The organism is Pseudoalteromonas sp. BSi20429 (assembly GCF_000238895.1).
Lineage (GTDB): Bacteria > Pseudomonadota > Gammaproteobacteria > Enterobacterales > Alteromonadaceae > Pseudoalteromonas > Pseudoalteromonas arctica.
The window spans coordinates 25,555-43,105 of record NZ_BADV01000036.1 but is presented as its reverse complement, the minus strand read 5'-3'; the positions used below and the strand labels follow the sequence as shown (position 1 = coordinate 43,105).

The following is a 17,551-nucleotide window of genomic DNA, read 5'->3' as shown; positions in this document are numbered from 1 at the left end:
TTAACAATAATGATCAATTCAAACTTAAACACTATTTGGTGGTGGCACTCGTAATTATCGGGTGATGAATTGTCGTGTCTAACAAAAATTCAAAACCCGCAACTATGCGGGTTTTTTTATAACTAAATTTTACGAAACGTACACGTTAAAAATATTTAATAAATTTTGAGGCAGAAAAACATGAATAACGGTCTTACTCTTACACATCGTTGGTGGTGGCGCCTGATATAGCGGGACGGTAATGATCTGTTTGTAATTTAGATATCGTTATTCAAACCCCGCATTGCTAAAGCATTGCGGGGTTTAATTTTTTGAGGGAATGAGGTTTGATTTTTAGTCATATAACTACCACACCAGGCGAAGTAACAAGCATTACGCAAGTACGCGACTATATTAGTAGTCCTCTTGCATTATACGCGGCACTTGATAAGCCTAACTCACTACTGCTTGAATCGGCTGAGATTGATTCTAAAGACAGTGTAAAAAGTTTAATTTTAGTCGACTGTGCACTGCGCATTGTATGCCAAGGTAAAACAGTTACTATTACTGCTCAATCCAATAATGGGCAACAGCTTCTAAGCTACTTGCAGGCAAATGTTAAAAGCTGTGACGCTACTTTAGACGGCGCAACACTTACCCTGTGTTATTTAGACACTAGCGGCGATACTGACGAAGCGAGTAAACTAATTGCAGATAACGCATTTAGCGCCCTTCGTACTTGTATTAACAGTATTAAAAGCACAACTAACAATCCATTTTCGTTATTTTTAGGCGGTGTATTTGCCTACGATATGGTAGCAAACTTTGAGCAGTTAAGTGATGTACCTGATGGCGAAAACACCTGCCCAGATTACGTATTTTATTTAGCCGAAACCTTAGTTGTTATTGATCATCAAAAACAAACAACCGAACTCATTGGTAATGTATTTAACGGCCCTGACGTACATGCAAATTGCTTTGAAGTAGGCAAAGAGCTAGAGCGATTAAATACACTGTGCGATAACGCCTCAGAATTTAGTGCGGATATGCAAAGTGGCGAATGTGAGGTAAGCGTTGATATAGACGATGACACTTACTGCGAGCAAGTAGTTAAGCTTAAAAAGAATATTGTAGACGGTGATATTTTTCAGGTAGTGCCATCGCGTACATTTTCACTACCTTGTCCTGACGCTTTGCATGCTTATAGCCAGCTTAAAAAGCAAAATCCAAGTCCGTATATGTTTTATATGCGCGATGAAGACTTTGCTTTATTTGGCGCATCGCCTGAGTCAGCACTTAAATACACAGTGCAATCTCAGCAAGTTGAAGTATACCCAATTGCTGGCACTCGCCCACGTGGCAAATTTGCTAATGGGCAAATAAATCCAGACCTAGACAGCCGCATTGAGCTTGAACTTAGAAACGATCAAAAAGAACGCGCCGAGCATTTAATGCTTGTCGATTTAGCCCGTAACGACGTAGCCCGCATTAGTGTTGCAGGTACTCGTTTTGCCAAAGAGCTATTAAAAGTAGACCGCTATTCACAAGTAATGCATTTAGTGTCACGCGTTGTTGGCACACTAAAACCCGAGCTTGATGCACTGCATGCTTACCAAGCGTGTATGAACATGGGCACGCTTGTTGGTGCACCAAAGGTTCGTGCTGCTGAGCTTGTTCGTCAAACTGAAGGTAAGCGCCGTGGCAGCTATGGCGGCGCAGTAGGTTACTTAACCGGTGATGGCGCAATGGATAGCTGTATTGTTATTCGCTCAGCTTTTGTTAAAAATAACAAAGCGTATGTGCAAGCAGGTGCCGGTGTGGTGTTTGACTCAGATCCTATTTCAGAAGCAAACGAAACTCGCGCTAAAGCACAAGCGGTTATCACCGCCATAAAATCTACGTATAAGGCGGTATAAAATGAGTAAAGCGAATCCTATTAAAATCTATTTTTTAGATAACTTTGACTCATTTACATATAACCTTGTTGATGAGCTAACGATGCTTGGCTGCGAACTGGTTGTTTACAGAAACAACATTAGCGCTGAGGTTATTTTTAACAAAATGCGCCAAGAGCAAGGCCAAGTACTATTAGTACTTTCGCCTGGTCCTGGAACACCAAGCGATGCAGGCTGTTTAATGGAGCTTATTGAACTCTCTAAAGGCCACTTCCCTATGCTGGGTATTTGTTTGGGTCAACAAGCGTTAACCCAAAGCTATGGCGGAGTAATCGGTCACGCGGGTGAAACCGTACATGGTAAGTCTTCAATTATTAATTTAGGCGAGCATCCTGTATTTGATGGTATGGGCAATACAATGCCTGTAGCACGTTACCATTCATTAATGGCAACAAAGGTGCCTGATAATATTGAGGTTATTGCCCAATACGAAGATATCCCTATGGCTATTTATCATCATGATGACAACGCATTGGGTTACCAGTTTCATCCAGAATCAATACTAACGCCAAACGGCGCAATGCTACTTCAGCAAAGTGTCGCTTACTTAACACGCGCTAAATAAAAGAGGACATTATGAGTACACAACCAGAACAACCCATAAATGTTCAACACGCGATTGAGCAACTAATTACTGGGCAATCATTAAGCTACGCAGACGCCAAAGCGCTGTTTGATGAAATAATGCAAGGTAATATGAGTGAAATTGAGCTAACCGCCCTACTTATAAGCCTTAAAATTAAAGGCGAAGTAAGCGACGAGATTGCAGGCGCTGCAGCCTCAATGCGCGAAAACGCCGTTGCTTTTACTACCAGCAGTACGCAACTTGCCGATAGCTGTGGCACTGGTGGCGATGGCTCAAACACAATTAATATAAGTACAACGGCTGCAATTGTTGCCGCTGCTGCCGGTATTAACATGGTAAAACATGGTAATCGCAGTGTATCGAGTAATTCAGGCTCAGCCGATTTACTCAAAGCCCTGGGCATTAATATAGATATGAGCCCAGAGCAAGCAGCAAAATGTCTTGAGCAAACCAATTTTACCTTTTTGTTTGCACCGCACTATCACAGTGGCGTACGCCATGCGATGGGCGTACGAACATCGCTTAAAACACGCACTATTTTCAATATTTTAGGTCCGCTTGCTAACCCTGCTGCACCTGAAGTGCAATTACTCGGCGTCTATAACGAAGCGTTGTGTATGCCAATGGCACAAACACTTAAAACCCTTGGCACAAAGCGCGCTATGATTGTTCACGGCTCGGGCACTGACGAAATAGCCCTACACGGCCCAACAACGGTAGTTGAGCTAAATAATGGCGAGATTACGCAGTACACACTAAACCCAAGCGACTTTGACCTTGCAAACTATTCACTTGAACAACTCGCTGGTGAAGGCCCACAATACAACGCAAATGCTAGCCTCGCCATCTTGCAAGGCAAAGGCACAGATGCACATAATGCTGCTATTGTGGTTAACGTAGCTGCCCTTTTATACCTAACAGGTAAAGCAGAAACGTTAAAAGAAGGGGCAAAACAAGTACAAACATTATTAAGTTCAGGGCAAGCCATGAACACACTAAGTGCAATTATTGAGGTAAGTAATGGCTAATGTATTAGACAAAATTGTTGCTGATAAAAAATTAGAACTAATTGAAAGAAAAGCTGCACGTCCGCTTGAAAGCTTTAAACATCTTGCAGTGCCTACAAGCCGTAGCTTTTATAAAGCACTTGCAGCACCTGGCACTCAGTTTATTTTAGAGTGTAAAAAAGCATCGCCTTCAAAAGGGTTAATTAGAAACCCATTTGATTTAACTGAAATTACCTCAGTTTATAAAAAATATGCTACCTGCATGAGTGTGTTAACTGATGCTAAATATTTTCAAGGTAGCTTTGACTACCTCGAATTCGTGCGCAGCCAAGTAGAACAACCGCTTATCTGTAAAGACTTTTTTATAGACGAGTACCAAGTGTATATGGCACGTATTTATGGTGGTGACGCTATATTACTGATGCTTTCGGTACTCGATGACGAAAGCTATAAAGCACTGCATGCTGTTGCCGATTCACTTAATATGTCGGTGTTAACCGAAGTAAGTAATGAAGAAGAAGTACACCGCGCACTTGCACTTGATGCACAAGTTATTGGTATTAATAACCGCGATTTACGCGATTTAAGCACCGATTTAGCCACTACTGAAAAACTACGAAAGCTTATTCCGGCTGATAAAGTGGTTATTTCGGAATCGGGTATTTACACCCATCAAGACGTAAAACGTTTAGCTCCATTATGCGATGGCTTTTTAATTGGCAGCTCACTTATGGGCGAGCGTGATTTAGAACAAGCATGTCGCCGTGTTATTTTAGGCGACAATAAAGTATGTGGTTTAACACGTAGCCAAGATGCACAAGCGGCATATCAAAACGGTGCTGTTTATGGTGGTTTAATTTTTCATCCTAAATCGCCTCGCTATGTCGATTTAGATTGTGCAAGAGAGCTGAGCCAAAGCGCACCACTTAACTTTGTTGGTGTATTTGTAGATGCTCCCATTGAGCAAGTTGCTCAATACGCAAGTGTGCTAAAATTAGCGGCAGTTCAATTACATGGCCAAGAAAGTGACGATTACATTGCTGCGCTGCGTACACAACTTCCAACTAATTGCGAAATTTGGAAAGCCCAAGCAATAAAAGATGCATTGCCAACGCCTGTAAATGGGGTTGATCGACACCTTTACGATACGCACAGTGATACACAAGCTGGCGGTACTGGTAAAGCATTTGATTGGTCGGTGCTTAGCGGCGCAACTACACCATTTATGCTCGCTGGAGGCTTAAATCCAGACAATATTAAAGATGCGCTTTTTAAAGGTGCCTTAGGCCTTGATTTAAACTCAGGCGTTGAAGAATCTGCGGGTAAAAAGTGCCCTAACAAATTACATAATGCTTTCACAAGCATCAGAAATTATTGAGGTTAAAATGCAAAATCCAGCTTATTTTGGCGAGTTTGGCGGTATGTTTGTACCCGAGTTACTTGTCCCTGCGCTTAAGCAGTTAGAAAATGAATTTAACAAAGCACAAAAAGATCCTGAGTTTCAGGCAGAGCTAAGTAAATTATTAAACGAGTATGCGGGTCGTCCTACCCCACTTACTTTAACGCGCAATTTAGTTAAAAACCCAAAAGTAAAACTGTATCTAAAGCGTGAAGACTTATTACACGGCGGCGCACACAAAACGAACCAAGTACTTGGCCAAGCGTTACTTACTAAGCGTATGGGTAAAAAACAAGTTATTGCTGAAACCGGTGCCGGTCAACACGGTGTTGCAACCGCGCTTGCATGTGCACTACTGGGTTTAAAATGTCGTATTTATATGGGCGCAAAAGACGTTGAACGTCAGCAACCTAACGTATTTAGAATGAAGTTAATGGGTGCAGAGGTTATTCCGGTAACAGCGGGTTCTGGCACATTAAAAGATGCAGTAAATGAAGCGCTGCGTGACTGGTCAGCAAATTACCAAGACGCGCACTACCTACTAGGTACAGCCGCAGGTCCTCACCCATTCCCAACAATTGTACGCGAGTATCAAAAAATTATTGGTGAAGAAGCTAAGCAACAAGTACTTAAAGCAGAAGGTCGTTTACCTGACGCTGTTATTGCCTGTGTTGGTGGTGGTTCAAATGCAATTGGTATGTTTACTGACTTTATTAACGAGCCAGGCGTTAAATTAATTGGTGTTGAGCCTGCTGGTAAAGGGCTTGATACAAATGAGCACGGTGCAACAATTTGTAAAGGCACTAAAGGCATATTACACGGTACTTATACGTACATTATGCAAAATGACGATGGCCAAATTGAAGAGTCTTACTCTGTATCAGCGGGCCTTGATTACCCAGCTGTTGGTCCTCAACATGCATTTTTACACGAAACTGGTCGCGCTCAATACGTGGGTATTACCGATACAGAAGCGCTTGATGCGTTCCAGTCGCTTGCTAAAAATGAAGGGATTATTCCGGCACTTGAATCAAGCCATGCGTTAGCTTATGCGCTTAAGTACGCAGAGGAGCTAACCGAGGAAAGTGTTATAGTGATTAATTTAAGTGGTCGTGGTGATAAAGATTTAGCACACGTTCACAATGTACTAACTGAAAGAGGTCAGCTATGAGCCTAGTAAAAACGGATCGTTACGGCAAAATGTTTGCAGCGCTTAACGAGCAAAAACAAGGTGCGTTTGTACCATTTGTAACGATTGGCGACCCAGGTAAAGAGCAAAGTATTGCGATTATTAAAAGTCTAATTGACGGCGGCGCTGATGCGCTTGAGCTTGGTATTCCGTTTTCTGACCCAATTGCAGATGGTCCAGTAATTCAAAAAGCTAATATTCGCGCCCTCGATGTGCACATTAACACACAAGATTGCTTTGATATTATTAAAGAAATACGTGAGTATAATGCTGATATTCCAATTGGCTTATTATTGTATTCAAACCTTGTGTTTAAACGCGGTATAGAAGCATTTTATAAAGATGCAAAAGCAGTAGGCGTAGACTCAATTTTAGTGGCTGATGTGCCTCTGCATGAATCTAAAATGTTTAGAAAGTCAGCAATGGATAACGGTGTAGACCCAATTTTTATTGCAACACCAAATGCAGATGACGACACACTTCGCCAGTGCGCCTCTTACGGTCGTGGTTACACGTATTTACTATCGCGCGCAGGTGTTACCGGTACCGATACTAAAGCACAAATGCCTGCTGGTAATATTGTTACTAAATTAAAAGAATACCATGCAGCCCCTGCTCTTTTAGGGTTTGGTATTTCAACGCCAGATGATGTAAAAGCGGCTCTTAATGCAGGAGCAGCCGGTGCCATTTCAGGCTCTGCTGTGGTTAAAATTATTGAAGCTAACCTTAATGATTTACCAACAATGACCGCGCAGCTAAAAGCTTTTGTAGCCGATATGAAAGCAGCTACATCGCTATAAGCTAACTAGGGCGTGTTTTATACGCATTAAAAAAAGGGCATTTGAAATGCCCTTTTTTGTTTTTTAAAATCAAACGCTGTATCAATATCCAAACGTTTTAAAAAGAAAATTAGTGAGCTTGGTGTTTACCCTCTAAAATCTCTTCAATAAATTTGGCATTAAATGCTTCTAAATCAGCGGGGCTTCGGCTCGTTACTAAGCCTTTATCTACACATACTTCTTGGTCAACCCAATTAGCGCCTGCATTAATTAAATCGCTTTTAATACTTGGAAAAGAGGTAATGGTACGGTCGCGCAGTTTATTAATTTCAGCTAACAACCACGGCGCATGGCAAATTGCAGCAACGGGTTTATTTTTTTCTGCCCCAAAAAAGCCATCAATAAAGGCTTTAGCATCTTTATCTTGGCGTAAACTGTCTGGGTTAAATAAACCACCAGGAAGCATAAGCGCGTCATAATCAGCGGGGTCTGCGTTTGTGACTAGTTTATCTACTGTTACTTTATCGCCCCACTTGTCTTCATCCCAGCCCGTAATTTGGCCTTCTTTAATTGATACTATTTCGATGTTTGCACCGGCATCAAGTAATGCGCTGCGTGGAGATAAAAGCTCACTTTGCTCAAACCCATCAGTGGCTAAAATTGCAATTTTTTTGCCTTGTAAACGCGTGCTTGTTTGTAATGTACTCATTGAGATCTCCTTATTTGATACCAACCTGCATAAATATTTGAGCAATTTAACGTCGTTCAATAGACCCCATATATCAGCAGACTGGTATTGTTTAAAAATATGTTCGAAACACACAGTTAAACAGCATAATGCATGCCGATAACAAGCAATTGAAAATAAAGGATTTAATGTAAGTGGGATTTATAATGCCATGTAAATCATTTAGAGATTATGAATAATCTACATAGGTGCGAATTTATTTCCAGCTCATATAATTTAAAGCCACCAAACGCGAGGTATAAAACCTCACCTACAACATATACCCGTAGGTGCGAATTTACTTCGCGCTCATGTAACTTATCTATCAATACGGGGGTTAAAACCTTAAATAAATTTAAAGCAGATCTTTTAACGCCTTAGCCGGTTTAAAAACCGCTTTATTAGCGCCTTCTATTTCAATTGCTGCGCCTGTTTGCGGGTTACGCCCAGCGCGCGCTGGGTAATAACTTAGTGCAAACGTACCAAAGCCATTAATTTGAACTTGATCGCCCTCAGAAAGCGATTTAGTAATTACTTTTTGCAAGCTTGAAAGCGCCGCTTGAGAATCTTTTTTTGTTAATTCACTTTTGTGTGCAATGGCAGCAACGAGTTCTGCTTTATTCATTTTAGGCTCCTAAATACACGCCAAATCAGTGTTGGTTAAGCGTGGGAATATGATGATATAAAAAATACCAAACCAAATTGGCAATAAAGCCACGCAGGCTAAGGGTTACAGGGCAACAAGTCAACCTTGTAGTTGCTAAGCTTTATGTGGTAAAAAGCCTTTGACTCTTTTTTGTATAATTTAGGTAGTATATGCACGCATTAATTGAATACATTCCACTCATACTGTTTTTTGCAGTTTTCAAGCTAGTCGATATTTACTGGGCTACCGGTTTATTAATGGCCACTACGCTCATTCAAGTTGCTTATAGCTACTTTAAACATGGAACTGTGCCTACTCGTCAGTGGATATTTTTTGGCATTGCTGCTGTGTTTGGTACGTTAACGCTGGTACTTCATGATGAGCAATACATAAAATGGAAAGCAACACTCATATACGCAGGTTTAAGCTTAACGTTACTTGTTAGCCGTTATGTACTTAAGAAAAACCTCGTTAAAAAAGCGCTTAGCTCAATTCTCGAAAACGCTAACGATACAAAACAAGCCATTGTAGTCCCAGAACCATTATGGGATAAGCTTAACCTAATGTGGGTTGCTATAACTGCTGGCATCGCAGCACTAAACATTTATATTGCATATAATTTCTCGCTCGACTTTTGGGTTAATTTTAAAGTGTTTGGTTTAATGGGTATTACCTTTGTGAGTATTTTTGCCACTATTATTGCCTTGTACAAATACCTCCCTAGTGAAGAAGAACCTGCAAAATAATTTTATAGATCACTTTGTAGATTACTAATCTCGTCATAAAAATGTCGTCTTAGCTTGATAGCTTATTAAAAAAACAAGTTGAGACGACCTTGAACGCCAATCAATATCGCTGGTTTGAATTTACCCTCATTTTTGTGTTACTACCCTTGTTGGGTTTTGTATTACGCGAGTATTTAGCTAACTGGCTTATTCCTGCGCTTATTATTTTAATGAGCGTGTGTTGTATGTTGCTACTGGGCGATCCGCATTTTAAACGTTTTAGGCTTACAAGCCTTGGGCAATTTTCTGCTGTTAAAAAACGTGTGTTTAGCTTCTTTATTTTAGGTGCACTGTTCTCAGGTATGTTTTACGGGATTATTCATCAGGGCAACTGGTTTACCCTTCCCCGTAACTCGTTTAATGATTGGCTTTTACTGTTGCTACTCTACCCAATACTGTCGGTTATTCCTCAAGAATTAATATTCAGAACGTATTTTTTTCATCGTTATAAACGCATCATGCCCAAAAAAGCAGTGCGTATTGTAGTTAGTGCGAGTGTATTTGCGTTGGCGCATATTGTGTATGCAAATTGGATTGCAGTAGCCTTAGCATTTTTAGGTGGCTTACTGTTTGCCTATACCTATGCACAAAGCCGCTCAACCGTCGTGTGTGTTATTGAGCATAGTTTATGGGGGATATGGATGTTTACACTCGGGATCGGCAGCTACCTTGATTCAGGCGCATTTAACTAATATAACAAGCATTAAAAAATCCGATACTAGAAAACTAATATCGGATTTTGAATATTTCTAAAACCACTTAACTAATGGTTAAAATAACGATTCAAACTCACCATTTGGAAATAAAACACCAGGAATACCACGTACTGCAGTAACATCAGCTAGTTTAGTATCACCAAAATATAAACCGCCACTGTAATTACGGCCCTTTTGCTTTACATCTAACCAACGTCCATTTTCGCCTCTCGCTATTAGATTAATGTTGCCACTAACATCACGAATACGTAAATCTAACGCACGGTTTTTTATGCTAACAAATATATCTGTAGAGGTAAGTTCTGATAAGTTTTCAACATCGCCCACGTAAGCAAACTTAAAATCGCTTGCACCACTCAACGGAAAATCTAATTCAAAAGTAAATGCTAAATCGTCATTATCTTCACCAATAAAAGGCGAAGCCTCTACTGCAGTGATATGAAATGCAGTGTCTTGAATGTCACTTACGTAATCACCATTAAAATCAAAAGTAGATAACGTCGTAGACTCTTCACCTAATGAATTAACAAAGCGATTTAAGTTTAGTGATAAGTCACCTTCAAGTTTACCAGCGGCTTTATTGATAATTACATTGGTAGTTACCTGTGTAATACCTGTGTCGGCTTCTGGATTTAATTCACTTTGAGCATCTATACCATCAAACTGAATTAGCAACTCACTTACATCTACACTTAAAACCGTAGCACCATTTGTGACTGTTGCGCTCATTACACCTTCAATTTTATTACCTAATACACCACTTACTCTAAATGTTGGAATTGATAAATCAATTGTTATAGGTAAATCATCATATGTGCCAGTTATAGCCCAAGTATAAGGTGATTGGCTGTAATCAATATCTAAGTCACGAAGTTTATATTGTCCTGATGGTGTAGAGCCATCAGCTAGTGGTGAATAATTTGTAATAACTTCGTTTAAAGCATTAGTAAGTGCATCAAGTGTTCTTTGTGTGTCTTCATCAAACGCACTTTCAAGCTCAGCAAATTTTACGTCTAATTCATCTGAATAGCTTTTTTCTTGAAGTCTTGCAGCACCTATAATATTTCGTGTATCAACAAGTAACTCTCTTGAATCTAAGCTTTGAACTTCTGTTGAGCGAGCCTGCCAATTTGTAAATGTAGTTACACTTGCAATCGTTTGCTTAACTTGACCAGCTACATTTTGCAGTAAAGCATTACCTTGGTCGCTAAATAAGTTATCTGTAACATACTGCGCTGCTAAATCGCTATAATCTTGCCATGCCTGTTGGTCAGTCTCTAAGTTAGTAAATGCATTAAAAGCACTTTCAACACTAAACGAACTATCAGCAACACCAGCTAAAATTGCCGCGTAAGTAAATGCATTAGTAACCATTTCTGCTTCAACACTTGCATTTAAATTGCTGTGCGTTAAATGATAAAAAGGCGTGGCTGATAAACTAGCTTGCGTAGCACTAAAGCCTTCATCTGTAATTGCTTTACTCAATGGCGATAAATAAACCGTATTTACACCCGGTGCACTAAATGCATCAGCTTTGTAATTAAGAGTAACGGCTGTCAATTCTTGGTAGTCTATTAAACGGTTTGCGTTTAAGTCATTTACATCACCACGGACTGTTCTGCCACAACCTGTAAAGCGAGGACAAGGTAGAGCAGTATCACTCGGTATAAACTCAAAACTATTAAAAGTAAGTGGAGTTACACTTACACTCGCAGTATTGATGTTTTCAACTTCAATTGATTCTTGCACCACCCCGTCGCTATCTAAAACATTAAGCGTGCCCTGTGGTGATTGCCAATTAGATACATAAAAACTCACAGAAGAAGATGTAGCAATCTCACTCACTGCAACAGATTCTGAACTGTCACTGTCTGATGAAGAACCACAACCTACCAATGCAATAGCTACCCCTAAGGGTATAATTTGTTTTAACATCTTCATTCCTTAAAACTTAATGTTCACGTACCAATTCACATTAGCATAATAGGCTTTATCTAAATCTAGGCTATCAGTTTGTAAATTAAGACCAAAATACTCGTTTTCTATACCAACTAAAAATGCTTCACTTTTTGTCTCATAGCCCGCCTGTACTTTCCAATGATCCCAAAAGTGTATACGGCCTTTTAATTGGCTGAACGTGTCTTTGTCGTAACGTTTTAAAGTTAACTGAGTCGAAAATCGGTCGTTTATTCTGTAATCGGCAAATGCTTGTAGTCGCATTTCCATTTCTAAATCATGAGATACCGTATTTCCAAATGCAGATGTTTTTAATGAAACTGTTGGCTGAGTAATAATATCGCCGTTGTCATCTTCGCTAAATGGAATCTCAGTAGTTTGACCTTTTACAGAGCCGCTGTCTTCGTACTCTGTTTTATAGAGCAAATCTTTTACGCTAAAACCAACTTGAAGCTCATCATTTACTTGCCAATCAGCAAAAATATCTAGGCTATAGCCAAGCCCTTCAGGCTTTTGTGACGGTGAAAACTTTTTAAATAATATGTCTTTTGAAAAGTTGTAATCGACAGTTACAGCGCCTTCAACTTCATCACTATAAATTTCACCATTTACAGTGGCATCTTGATAGTGTGAGCTGGCAAAAACAGAAAGTTTAGGTGTTATTGTTAATGCATTTTTATCTAAAAATTTTAAATCATAAGATACAAAGACACCGTTAGATGTTGCTTGTTTAGCATCAAGGTAATATGTATAAAATCTATCTTCAAACTCTAGATCATTTTTTTCGGTATGAGTATATTTGGCTGTATCAGGATCAAAGTTAAGAACATAGTCGTAACGACTTTGTAAACCGACCTTAAAATTACCGTAGCCAACACCTACTTCAAATATATTATAGGTGAATGCACTGTCACCCGATTTTAATGGAGCATCAAAATCATCTACAAAGGCTTGTACTGGTTGTGCTTCTGTATAAATTTCTGCGTCAAAGTGGGTAAAAATTTGAAATTGGTTATCTGCGGAAGCAAGAGGAGAAATAAAAGCTGTTGAAAATCCTAACAAGAGAATTTTTTTTTTCATAATTTAATCGCTTTCTATAAAAAAAGGGAAAAGCGCTGCTTTCCCCTTTTATAGTTTAAATATTACTTAGATGAATCAATTAAATCAACATCAGTGTAATCAACTACGTCACCATCAATGTAAGTAATTGAAAGACCGTTTGTTGTTTTAGCTGCAGTACCAAAAGACATCATCATCTCATTGTACATAGCCATAACGTCACCAGTGTAACCTGCACTTTCATTACCAGTAATAGACAACGTGTAACCCATTGCATTATTTACTGTAATATCTAAAGCACTTGCTTCTTCCATGTCGCTGTCAAGGTATGTAGTCATTACTTTAAAGTCTACATCACCAGAAACACCCTCTAATGTAATAGAGCCTGAATCTGTTGCATCATCAGCTGTAATACTTAACATACCAGTGAAGCCAGAATCACCATCAATGATTTCAACATGGTTAGCCGTTTCAGTCATTATGATTTCTGCATCATCTACATTATCAGCAGTCACTGCGCCATCAAAAGTAAATACTAAACATGAATCGATTTGAGTAGCATCAATTGTACCGGCTGCAAAATCAACACAATCTGTAAGTGCTTGTGTTTGTGTAGCAGCAGTAACAAGCTCAACAGATACGTCATTCTCACCTTTTAATGTAGCACCCCAAGCAACAACAAGCTTGTCGCCTTCATAAGAAGCCGCTGCATTAATCATCTCACCTGTAGTAGCATTGCTAAGCATTAGCGTAAGATCATCTAAGCTGTAAGCATAGTCCCAATCAGCATTGCGAGTTGATGTGCCTGTACCTGAGTTATTACCCATTTCAGCTAATTCATCAATTACGTCTGCAAGAATGTCTGCTGCATCAGCAACTGCATCAGCACCAGTGCCTGTAAGCACAGTCATAGTCGATAATGACTCTGATGTAGCTTTAACAGAAGTTAGTACTTCAAGTTTTGCAACTGCAGTTTCAGCAGCAAGCTGTAGATTATAAGCTGTTACAAATTGCTCGCTAGCTAGCTCACCTTGAGCTACAGCAGCTGTTTGCATAGCTGTAAGCGCATCAATCATTGCTTGTGCGCCTTCGCCTTCAAGTTCTAGGTAGGCATTAGCAGCAACAAGTGCTTGCTCAATAGCAATTTCAAGTGCATCAACAGCAGCAGCAAAATCAGACGCAGCAGTAACGGCAGTCATTGCAAGCTCAAGAGCTTCTGTTGCGTTTGCAGCTGTATCTACCATTGCATTTTCTGCGTTAGCAAGTGCGCTAGTAGAAGCCGCTTCAGCTGTGTCTGCTACTGATTTTTTCTCATCAGCAACGTCTGCAGTGTCTTCAGCAACTAGTTTTGCAGCAGCAAGAGCCACATCAAACTCTGTAATCGCTGCTTCAGCTTCAGCTACTAGTGCAGCTAGTGCCGCGTCGTATGCAGCGGTGTCAGTTACAGCAACAGATGCATCTGTTTGCAACGATGTTGCAGAATCAAGAACTTGTTGGTAATCAGAGCTTTGAGTAACTAACGCTTTTGCAGCAGTTACATAGCCTTGTGATTTAACAAAAATAGAGTCTGCTTTAGCTGTTAAATCAGCCGTAGTAGCTTCATTTTTCAGTAATGTAACAGCGCTTACAAATGCAGCTGCGTTATCAGCTGTAAGAGCATCGCCACCCATTGCTTGAACATCTGCAAGTGAGCTTTGAGCTGTTTCAATGCTCATTTCTAATGCAGTAAGTGCAGTTTGAGAAGCAGTAACTTCTAATGTTAAAGCAGCTGCTAGAGCTGTATAAAAATCATCTCCAACTGTACATTCTGCGCCAGTACAACCAATTACTTCTAGTGCTTTTTTAACTTTTACTGCAGCGGCTGCAAGGCTCGCATCAGTTGCTGCACCATTTTTAACAGCTTTATCTTTAGCAGCTTTTGCTTTTTTAGCAACATCAGCTGAGTTAGCAGCAAATGCAACTATCTCACCAGCAGTAGGAGCTGGAATTTTTGCTGCGAAAGCGGCTTCTAATGCAGTTTTAATGTCATCTTCAGTACCAGTAGCAATGGCAACAAAAACATTTGCAGTATTTGTAATAGCTGTTTGTAACATTGTCGCTATTGCTGCAATGCTAGCATCAGCATTACCTTTAAACTGGCCTGATTTAATACCAGCTTTAATGCTGCTCATTACATCACCAATTGAAGGTAAACCTTGAATTGAAGATGAAAGCTGTGCAATTGCTAAAATACCGTCAGTAAGTTCTTCTTCGCCATCAACATCACTTAAATCTACAGCGCCGCCGTTAGATAAATCACCAATAATAGCTGAAAGTAAAAGTGCAGCGTCTTGACCCATTACTTGTACAACAGTATCTAAGCTTGCTTTAGCAATTGCGTCTTCATCTACACTTGAACCTGAGTCAAGAAGAAGAGCCGCCACTAACGATGTTAAGAAAGTAACATTAGCTTTATAAGAAGCTTCTACATTAGCATCGCCTGCAGAACCACTTACTCCAGATGTATCTGCTTCAACAGCTGGAACAAATTTAACAACTGAAAGCTCTAGGTCAGTTTTGTACCATTCGCCAAACTCAATCGCAGTATCGCCATCATTTACGTCATCTTCTTCTGGCGCTACATCGTAATCGCCACAACCTACGTAAGCATCACAACGTAAAAAGCTATCATCGCCTTCTGCAGACGTTTTAACAGTAATGTAAACTGGTCCAGTAAAGTCATCATCTAAGTAGATGCTGTAACGGCCGCTTTCATCAGTTAATACTTCAGGATTAGCAGCAATTTTACTTGCTTCTACTGCAGCATCAGCAGCACTTTGTGATAGTGCTTCTTCAGAAAAAGACTCTGCTTCTGCTGAAGCAGCTGAGCGAAACGCAACAGGAACGCTTTGACCAGATGCATCTAAAGTCATTACAGTTACTACTGCACTTTTCATTGAACCTTTAACTGCTTTACCAGTTACTTCAATGTTGAACTGTGCATCACCTGTTGCAGTAAAAGATTCTACAGGTGTAACAGGAATGTTTCTGTCATTGTCCGAACCACATGCTGTTAAGCCTAATGTAAGTGCAACTGAAGCTGCAATAGGTGTAAATTTGATCGTACGCTTTACCATTTATTTCTCCTTGATAGCCTGGAATGAGTATCAGAAATTAGTTTAGTTGATAGTGGCTTGTGTAAGCTTTTATGTTTAAAAAGCATTAAAAAAGTACACAATCATAACCTTTGTTACCAGAACATTAAAAATACCATTAAGCTATATAGTTATGCTACATATTTATACGTTTTATAGAAGTATTTATCTTTATTCTATGAACTACTTCTTTATCAGCATCTCTATTATTCAATAACCTATAGACACTCATAAAGAACCAGCACATATTGATACAATATATTCACTTTATTAAATGAATATTACATACAATCTAGTTTGTTAATTATATTCTTCAAGTAAATGCGATGGATGAGAGCTAAAAAAGAGGATAATTCGAAAAATTAATGAAAAAGGATTGTTTATAATGAATGTTAGTAGGTTTTACTTTAGCTAAGCAAACGTTTATAAAACTTGTTTACTTACCTAAAGTAAATGTTTAGTAATTACTGAGGGACTCTTACAACCCCTTCCATTAATACGCGTGCACTTCGGCTCATACTTGCTTTGGTAACTAGCCAGTTGCCAGCATTATTTTTAGCCTCAGCACCTACTTTTAGCGTGCCCGACGGATGACCAAAGTTAACTTCACTCAATGCGCCGCCACCAGCGGCTATATTTACGAGTGTGCCTTCGATTGCTGCGGCCGTGCCAATAGCAACAGCCGCTGTGCCCATCATGGCATGGTGCAGTTTACCCATCGACATAGCGCGTACTAATAAGTTAATGTTTGTAGCTTCAATAATCTTACCGCTAGATGCTTTGTAATCTAAAGGCGATGCAACAAACGCAACCTTTGGCGTATGTTGGCGAACTTGCGCTTCACTAATGTTAGTGATTAAGCCCATTTTAACAGCGCCATAAGCACGAATAGTTTCAAGCTTTTTAAGCGCTGCAACATCGTTATTTATATCGTCTTGCAGCTCTGTGCCGGTATAACCAATATCAATGGCATTAATAAATACAGTAGGAATACCTGCATTTATCATTGTTGCTTTTAAAGTACCAACACCCGGTACTTCTAAATCATCAGCTACATTACCTGTTGGAAATAACGCGCCATCGCCATCAGCGGGGTCAATAAATTCAAGTTTTACTTCAGCTGCAGCAAAAGTAACGCCATCGAGCTCAAAGTCGCCGGTTTCTTGTACTTCGCCATTTGTCATGGGGACATGCACTAATATGCTTTTTTTAATATTAGCCTGCCACACACGCACAATAGCAACACCGTTATCGGGTACTCTGCTTTTATCGACCAAACCATTACTAATGGCAAAAGCACCAACTGCTGACGTTAAGTTGCCGCAGTTACCGCTCCAATCTACAAAAGGTTTATCTATCGCCACTTGACCAAACAAGTAATCAACATCGTGGTCAGTTTGCTCACTTTTACTTAAGATTACGGTTTTACTGGTACTTGATGTAGCACCGCCCATGCCATCCGTTTGCTTAGCATACGGATCGGGGCTGCCAATAACGCGCAGTAATAAATTATCGCGCGCCTCGCCTGCTACTTGAGCAGGCTTTGGCAAGTCAATTAAATTAAAAAATACACCTTTACTGGTGCCGCCACGCATATAGGTTGCAGGCACTTTAATTTGCGGTTTAAACATAAT

General features: G+C 39.9%; 14 protein-coding genes. 8 read left to right on the top strand and 6 right to left on the bottom strand.

Translation table 11 applies throughout. From position 1 onward, the window contains the following. Positions 1-326: 326 nt before the first annotated feature. Genes P20429_RS11790 through trpA form a run of 6 tightly spaced genes read left to right on the top strand, consistent with a single transcriptional unit; the run spans position 327 to position 6,915 of the window. Positions 327-1,895 (top strand): anthranilate synthase component 1, encoded by a 1,569-nt coding sequence (locus P20429_RS11790; protein WP_007582499.1) that lies wholly within the window; start codon positions 327-329, stop codon positions 1,893-1,895. Position 1,896: 1 nt separating this feature from the next. Beyond that, on the top strand, positions 1,897-2,499 hold the full coding sequence (locus P20429_RS11795) for an aminodeoxychorismate/anthranilate synthase component II (protein ID WP_007582498.1): 603 nt from the start codon (positions 1,897-1,899) through the stop codon (positions 2,497-2,499). Between the two features lie 11 nt (positions 2,500-2,510). Continuing rightward, a complete protein-coding gene (gene trpD / locus P20429_RS11800; RefSeq protein ID WP_007582496.1) occupies positions 2,511-3,548 on the top strand; it encodes an anthranilate phosphoribosyltransferase in 1,038 nt (345 codons plus the stop codon). Further along, on the top strand, positions 3,541-4,905 hold the full coding sequence (gene trpCF, locus P20429_RS11805) for a bifunctional indole-3-glycerol-phosphate synthase TrpC/phosphoribosylanthranilate isomerase TrpF (protein WP_007582495.1): 1,365 nt from the start codon (positions 3,541-3,543) through the stop codon (positions 4,903-4,905). Before trpD ends, trpCF begins: the two co-directional genes overlap by 8 nt. Positions 4,906-4,912: 7 nt before the next feature. Further along, positions 4,913-6,097 (top strand): tryptophan synthase subunit beta, encoded by a 1,185-nt coding sequence (gene trpB / locus P20429_RS11810; protein ID WP_007582493.1) that lies wholly within the window; start codon positions 4,913-4,915, stop codon positions 6,095-6,097. Further along, positions 6,094-6,915, top strand: a complete 822-nt coding sequence (gene trpA, locus P20429_RS11815) for a tryptophan synthase subunit alpha (RefSeq protein WP_007582490.1) — start codon at positions 6,094-6,096, stop codon at positions 6,913-6,915. Before trpB ends, trpA begins: the two co-directional genes overlap by 4 nt. A gap of 109 nt (positions 6,916-7,024) precedes the next feature. On the opposite strand, the gene P20429_RS11820 is transcribed toward trpA, so the two are convergent. Further along, positions 7,025-7,603 carry a type 1 glutamine amidotransferase domain-containing protein gene (locus tag P20429_RS11820; RefSeq protein WP_007582489.1) on the bottom strand — a complete coding sequence of 193 codons (579 nt, stop codon included), beginning with the start codon at positions 7,601-7,603 and terminating at the stop codon, positions 7,025-7,027. Between the two features lie 373 nt (positions 7,604-7,976). Beyond that, positions 7,977-8,246, bottom strand: a complete 270-nt coding sequence (locus tag P20429_RS11825; RefSeq protein ID WP_007582488.1) for an HU family DNA-binding protein — start codon at positions 8,244-8,246, stop codon at positions 7,977-7,979. Between the two features lie 191 nt (positions 8,247-8,437). Between P20429_RS11825 and P20429_RS11830 the strand changes: the two genes are divergently transcribed. Together P20429_RS11830 and P20429_RS11835 are read left to right on the top strand one after the other, a co-directional pair. Beyond that, entirely contained in the window at positions 8,438-9,013 is a 576-nt protein-coding gene (locus P20429_RS11830; protein WP_007582487.1) for an inner membrane-spanning protein YciB, read from the top strand. An 89-nt stretch (positions 9,014-9,102) separates the two neighbouring features. Beyond that, positions 9,103-9,744 (top strand): CPBP family intramembrane glutamic endopeptidase, encoded by a 642-nt coding sequence (locus P20429_RS11835; RefSeq protein WP_007582486.1) that lies wholly within the window; start codon positions 9,103-9,105, stop codon positions 9,742-9,744. 78 nt (positions 9,745-9,822) lie between these two features. Here the strand turns inward: P20429_RS11835 and P20429_RS11840 are convergent, their stop codons facing one another. The 4 genes from P20429_RS11840 to prpF form a co-directional block, all read right to left on the bottom strand. Beyond that, a complete protein-coding gene (locus tag P20429_RS11840; protein WP_007582485.1) occupies positions 9,823-11,703 on the bottom strand; it encodes a hypothetical protein in 1,881 nt (626 codons plus the stop codon). Positions 11,704-11,712: 9 nt separating this feature from the next. After that, positions 11,713-12,804 carry a hypothetical protein gene (locus tag P20429_RS11845; protein WP_007582484.1) on the bottom strand — a complete coding sequence of 364 codons (1,092 nt, stop codon included), beginning with the start codon at positions 12,802-12,804 and terminating at the stop codon, positions 11,713-11,715. A gap of 62 nt (positions 12,805-12,866) precedes the next feature. Then, positions 12,867-15,899 carry a hypothetical protein gene (locus P20429_RS11850; RefSeq protein ID WP_007582483.1) on the bottom strand — a complete coding sequence of 1,011 codons (3,033 nt, stop codon included), beginning with the start codon at positions 15,897-15,899 and terminating at the stop codon, positions 12,867-12,869. A gap of 482 nt (positions 15,900-16,381) precedes the next feature. Continuing rightward, positions 16,382-17,548, bottom strand: coding sequence for a 2-methylaconitate cis-trans isomerase PrpF (gene prpF, locus P20429_RS11855; protein WP_007582482.1), 1,167 nt, complete (start codon positions 17,546-17,548; stop codon positions 16,382-16,384). Positions 17,549-17,551 lie beyond the last annotated feature (3 nt).

What these genes read in the sequence shown, in the direction of transcription:
- trpA (WP_007582490.1), top strand. Translation starts at nt 6,094, where the DNA reads ATGAGCCTAGTAAAAACGGATCGTTACGGCAAAATGTTTGCAGCGCTT.
- P20429_RS11840 (WP_007582485.1), bottom strand. Translation starts at nt 11,703, where the DNA reads ATGTTAAAACAAATTATACCCTTAGGGGTAGCTATTGCATTGGTAGGT.
- prpF (WP_007582482.1), bottom strand. Translation starts at nt 17,548, where the DNA reads ATGTTTAAACCGCAAATTAAAGTGCCTGCAACCTATATGCGTGGCGGC.
- P20429_RS11845 (WP_007582484.1), bottom strand. Translation starts at nt 12,804, where the DNA reads ATGAAAAAAAAAATTCTCTTGTTAGGATTTTCAACAGCTTTTATTTCT.
- P20429_RS11830 (WP_007582487.1), top strand. Translation starts at nt 8,438, where the DNA reads ATGCACGCATTAATTGAATACATTCCACTCATACTGTTTTTTGCAGTT.
- trpD (WP_007582496.1), top strand. Translation starts at nt 2,511, where the DNA reads ATGAGTACACAACCAGAACAACCCATAAATGTTCAACACGCGATTGAG.
- P20429_RS11850 (WP_007582483.1), bottom strand. Translation starts at nt 15,899, where the DNA reads ATGGTAAAGCGTACGATCAAATTTACACCTATTGCAGCTTCAGTTGCA.
- P20429_RS11825 (WP_007582488.1), bottom strand. Translation starts at nt 8,246, where the DNA reads ATGAATAAAGCAGAACTCGTTGCTGCCATTGCACACAAAAGTGAATTA.
- P20429_RS11795 (WP_007582498.1), top strand. Translation starts at nt 1,897, where the DNA reads ATGAGTAAAGCGAATCCTATTAAAATCTATTTTTTAGATAACTTTGAC.
- trpCF (WP_007582495.1), top strand. Translation starts at nt 3,541, where the DNA reads ATGGCTAATGTATTAGACAAAATTGTTGCTGATAAAAAATTAGAACTA.
- trpB (WP_007582493.1), top strand. Translation starts at nt 4,913, where the DNA reads ATGCAAAATCCAGCTTATTTTGGCGAGTTTGGCGGTATGTTTGTACCC.
- P20429_RS11820 (WP_007582489.1), bottom strand. Translation starts at nt 7,603, where the DNA reads ATGAGTACATTACAAACAAGCACGCGTTTACAAGGCAAAAAAATTGCA.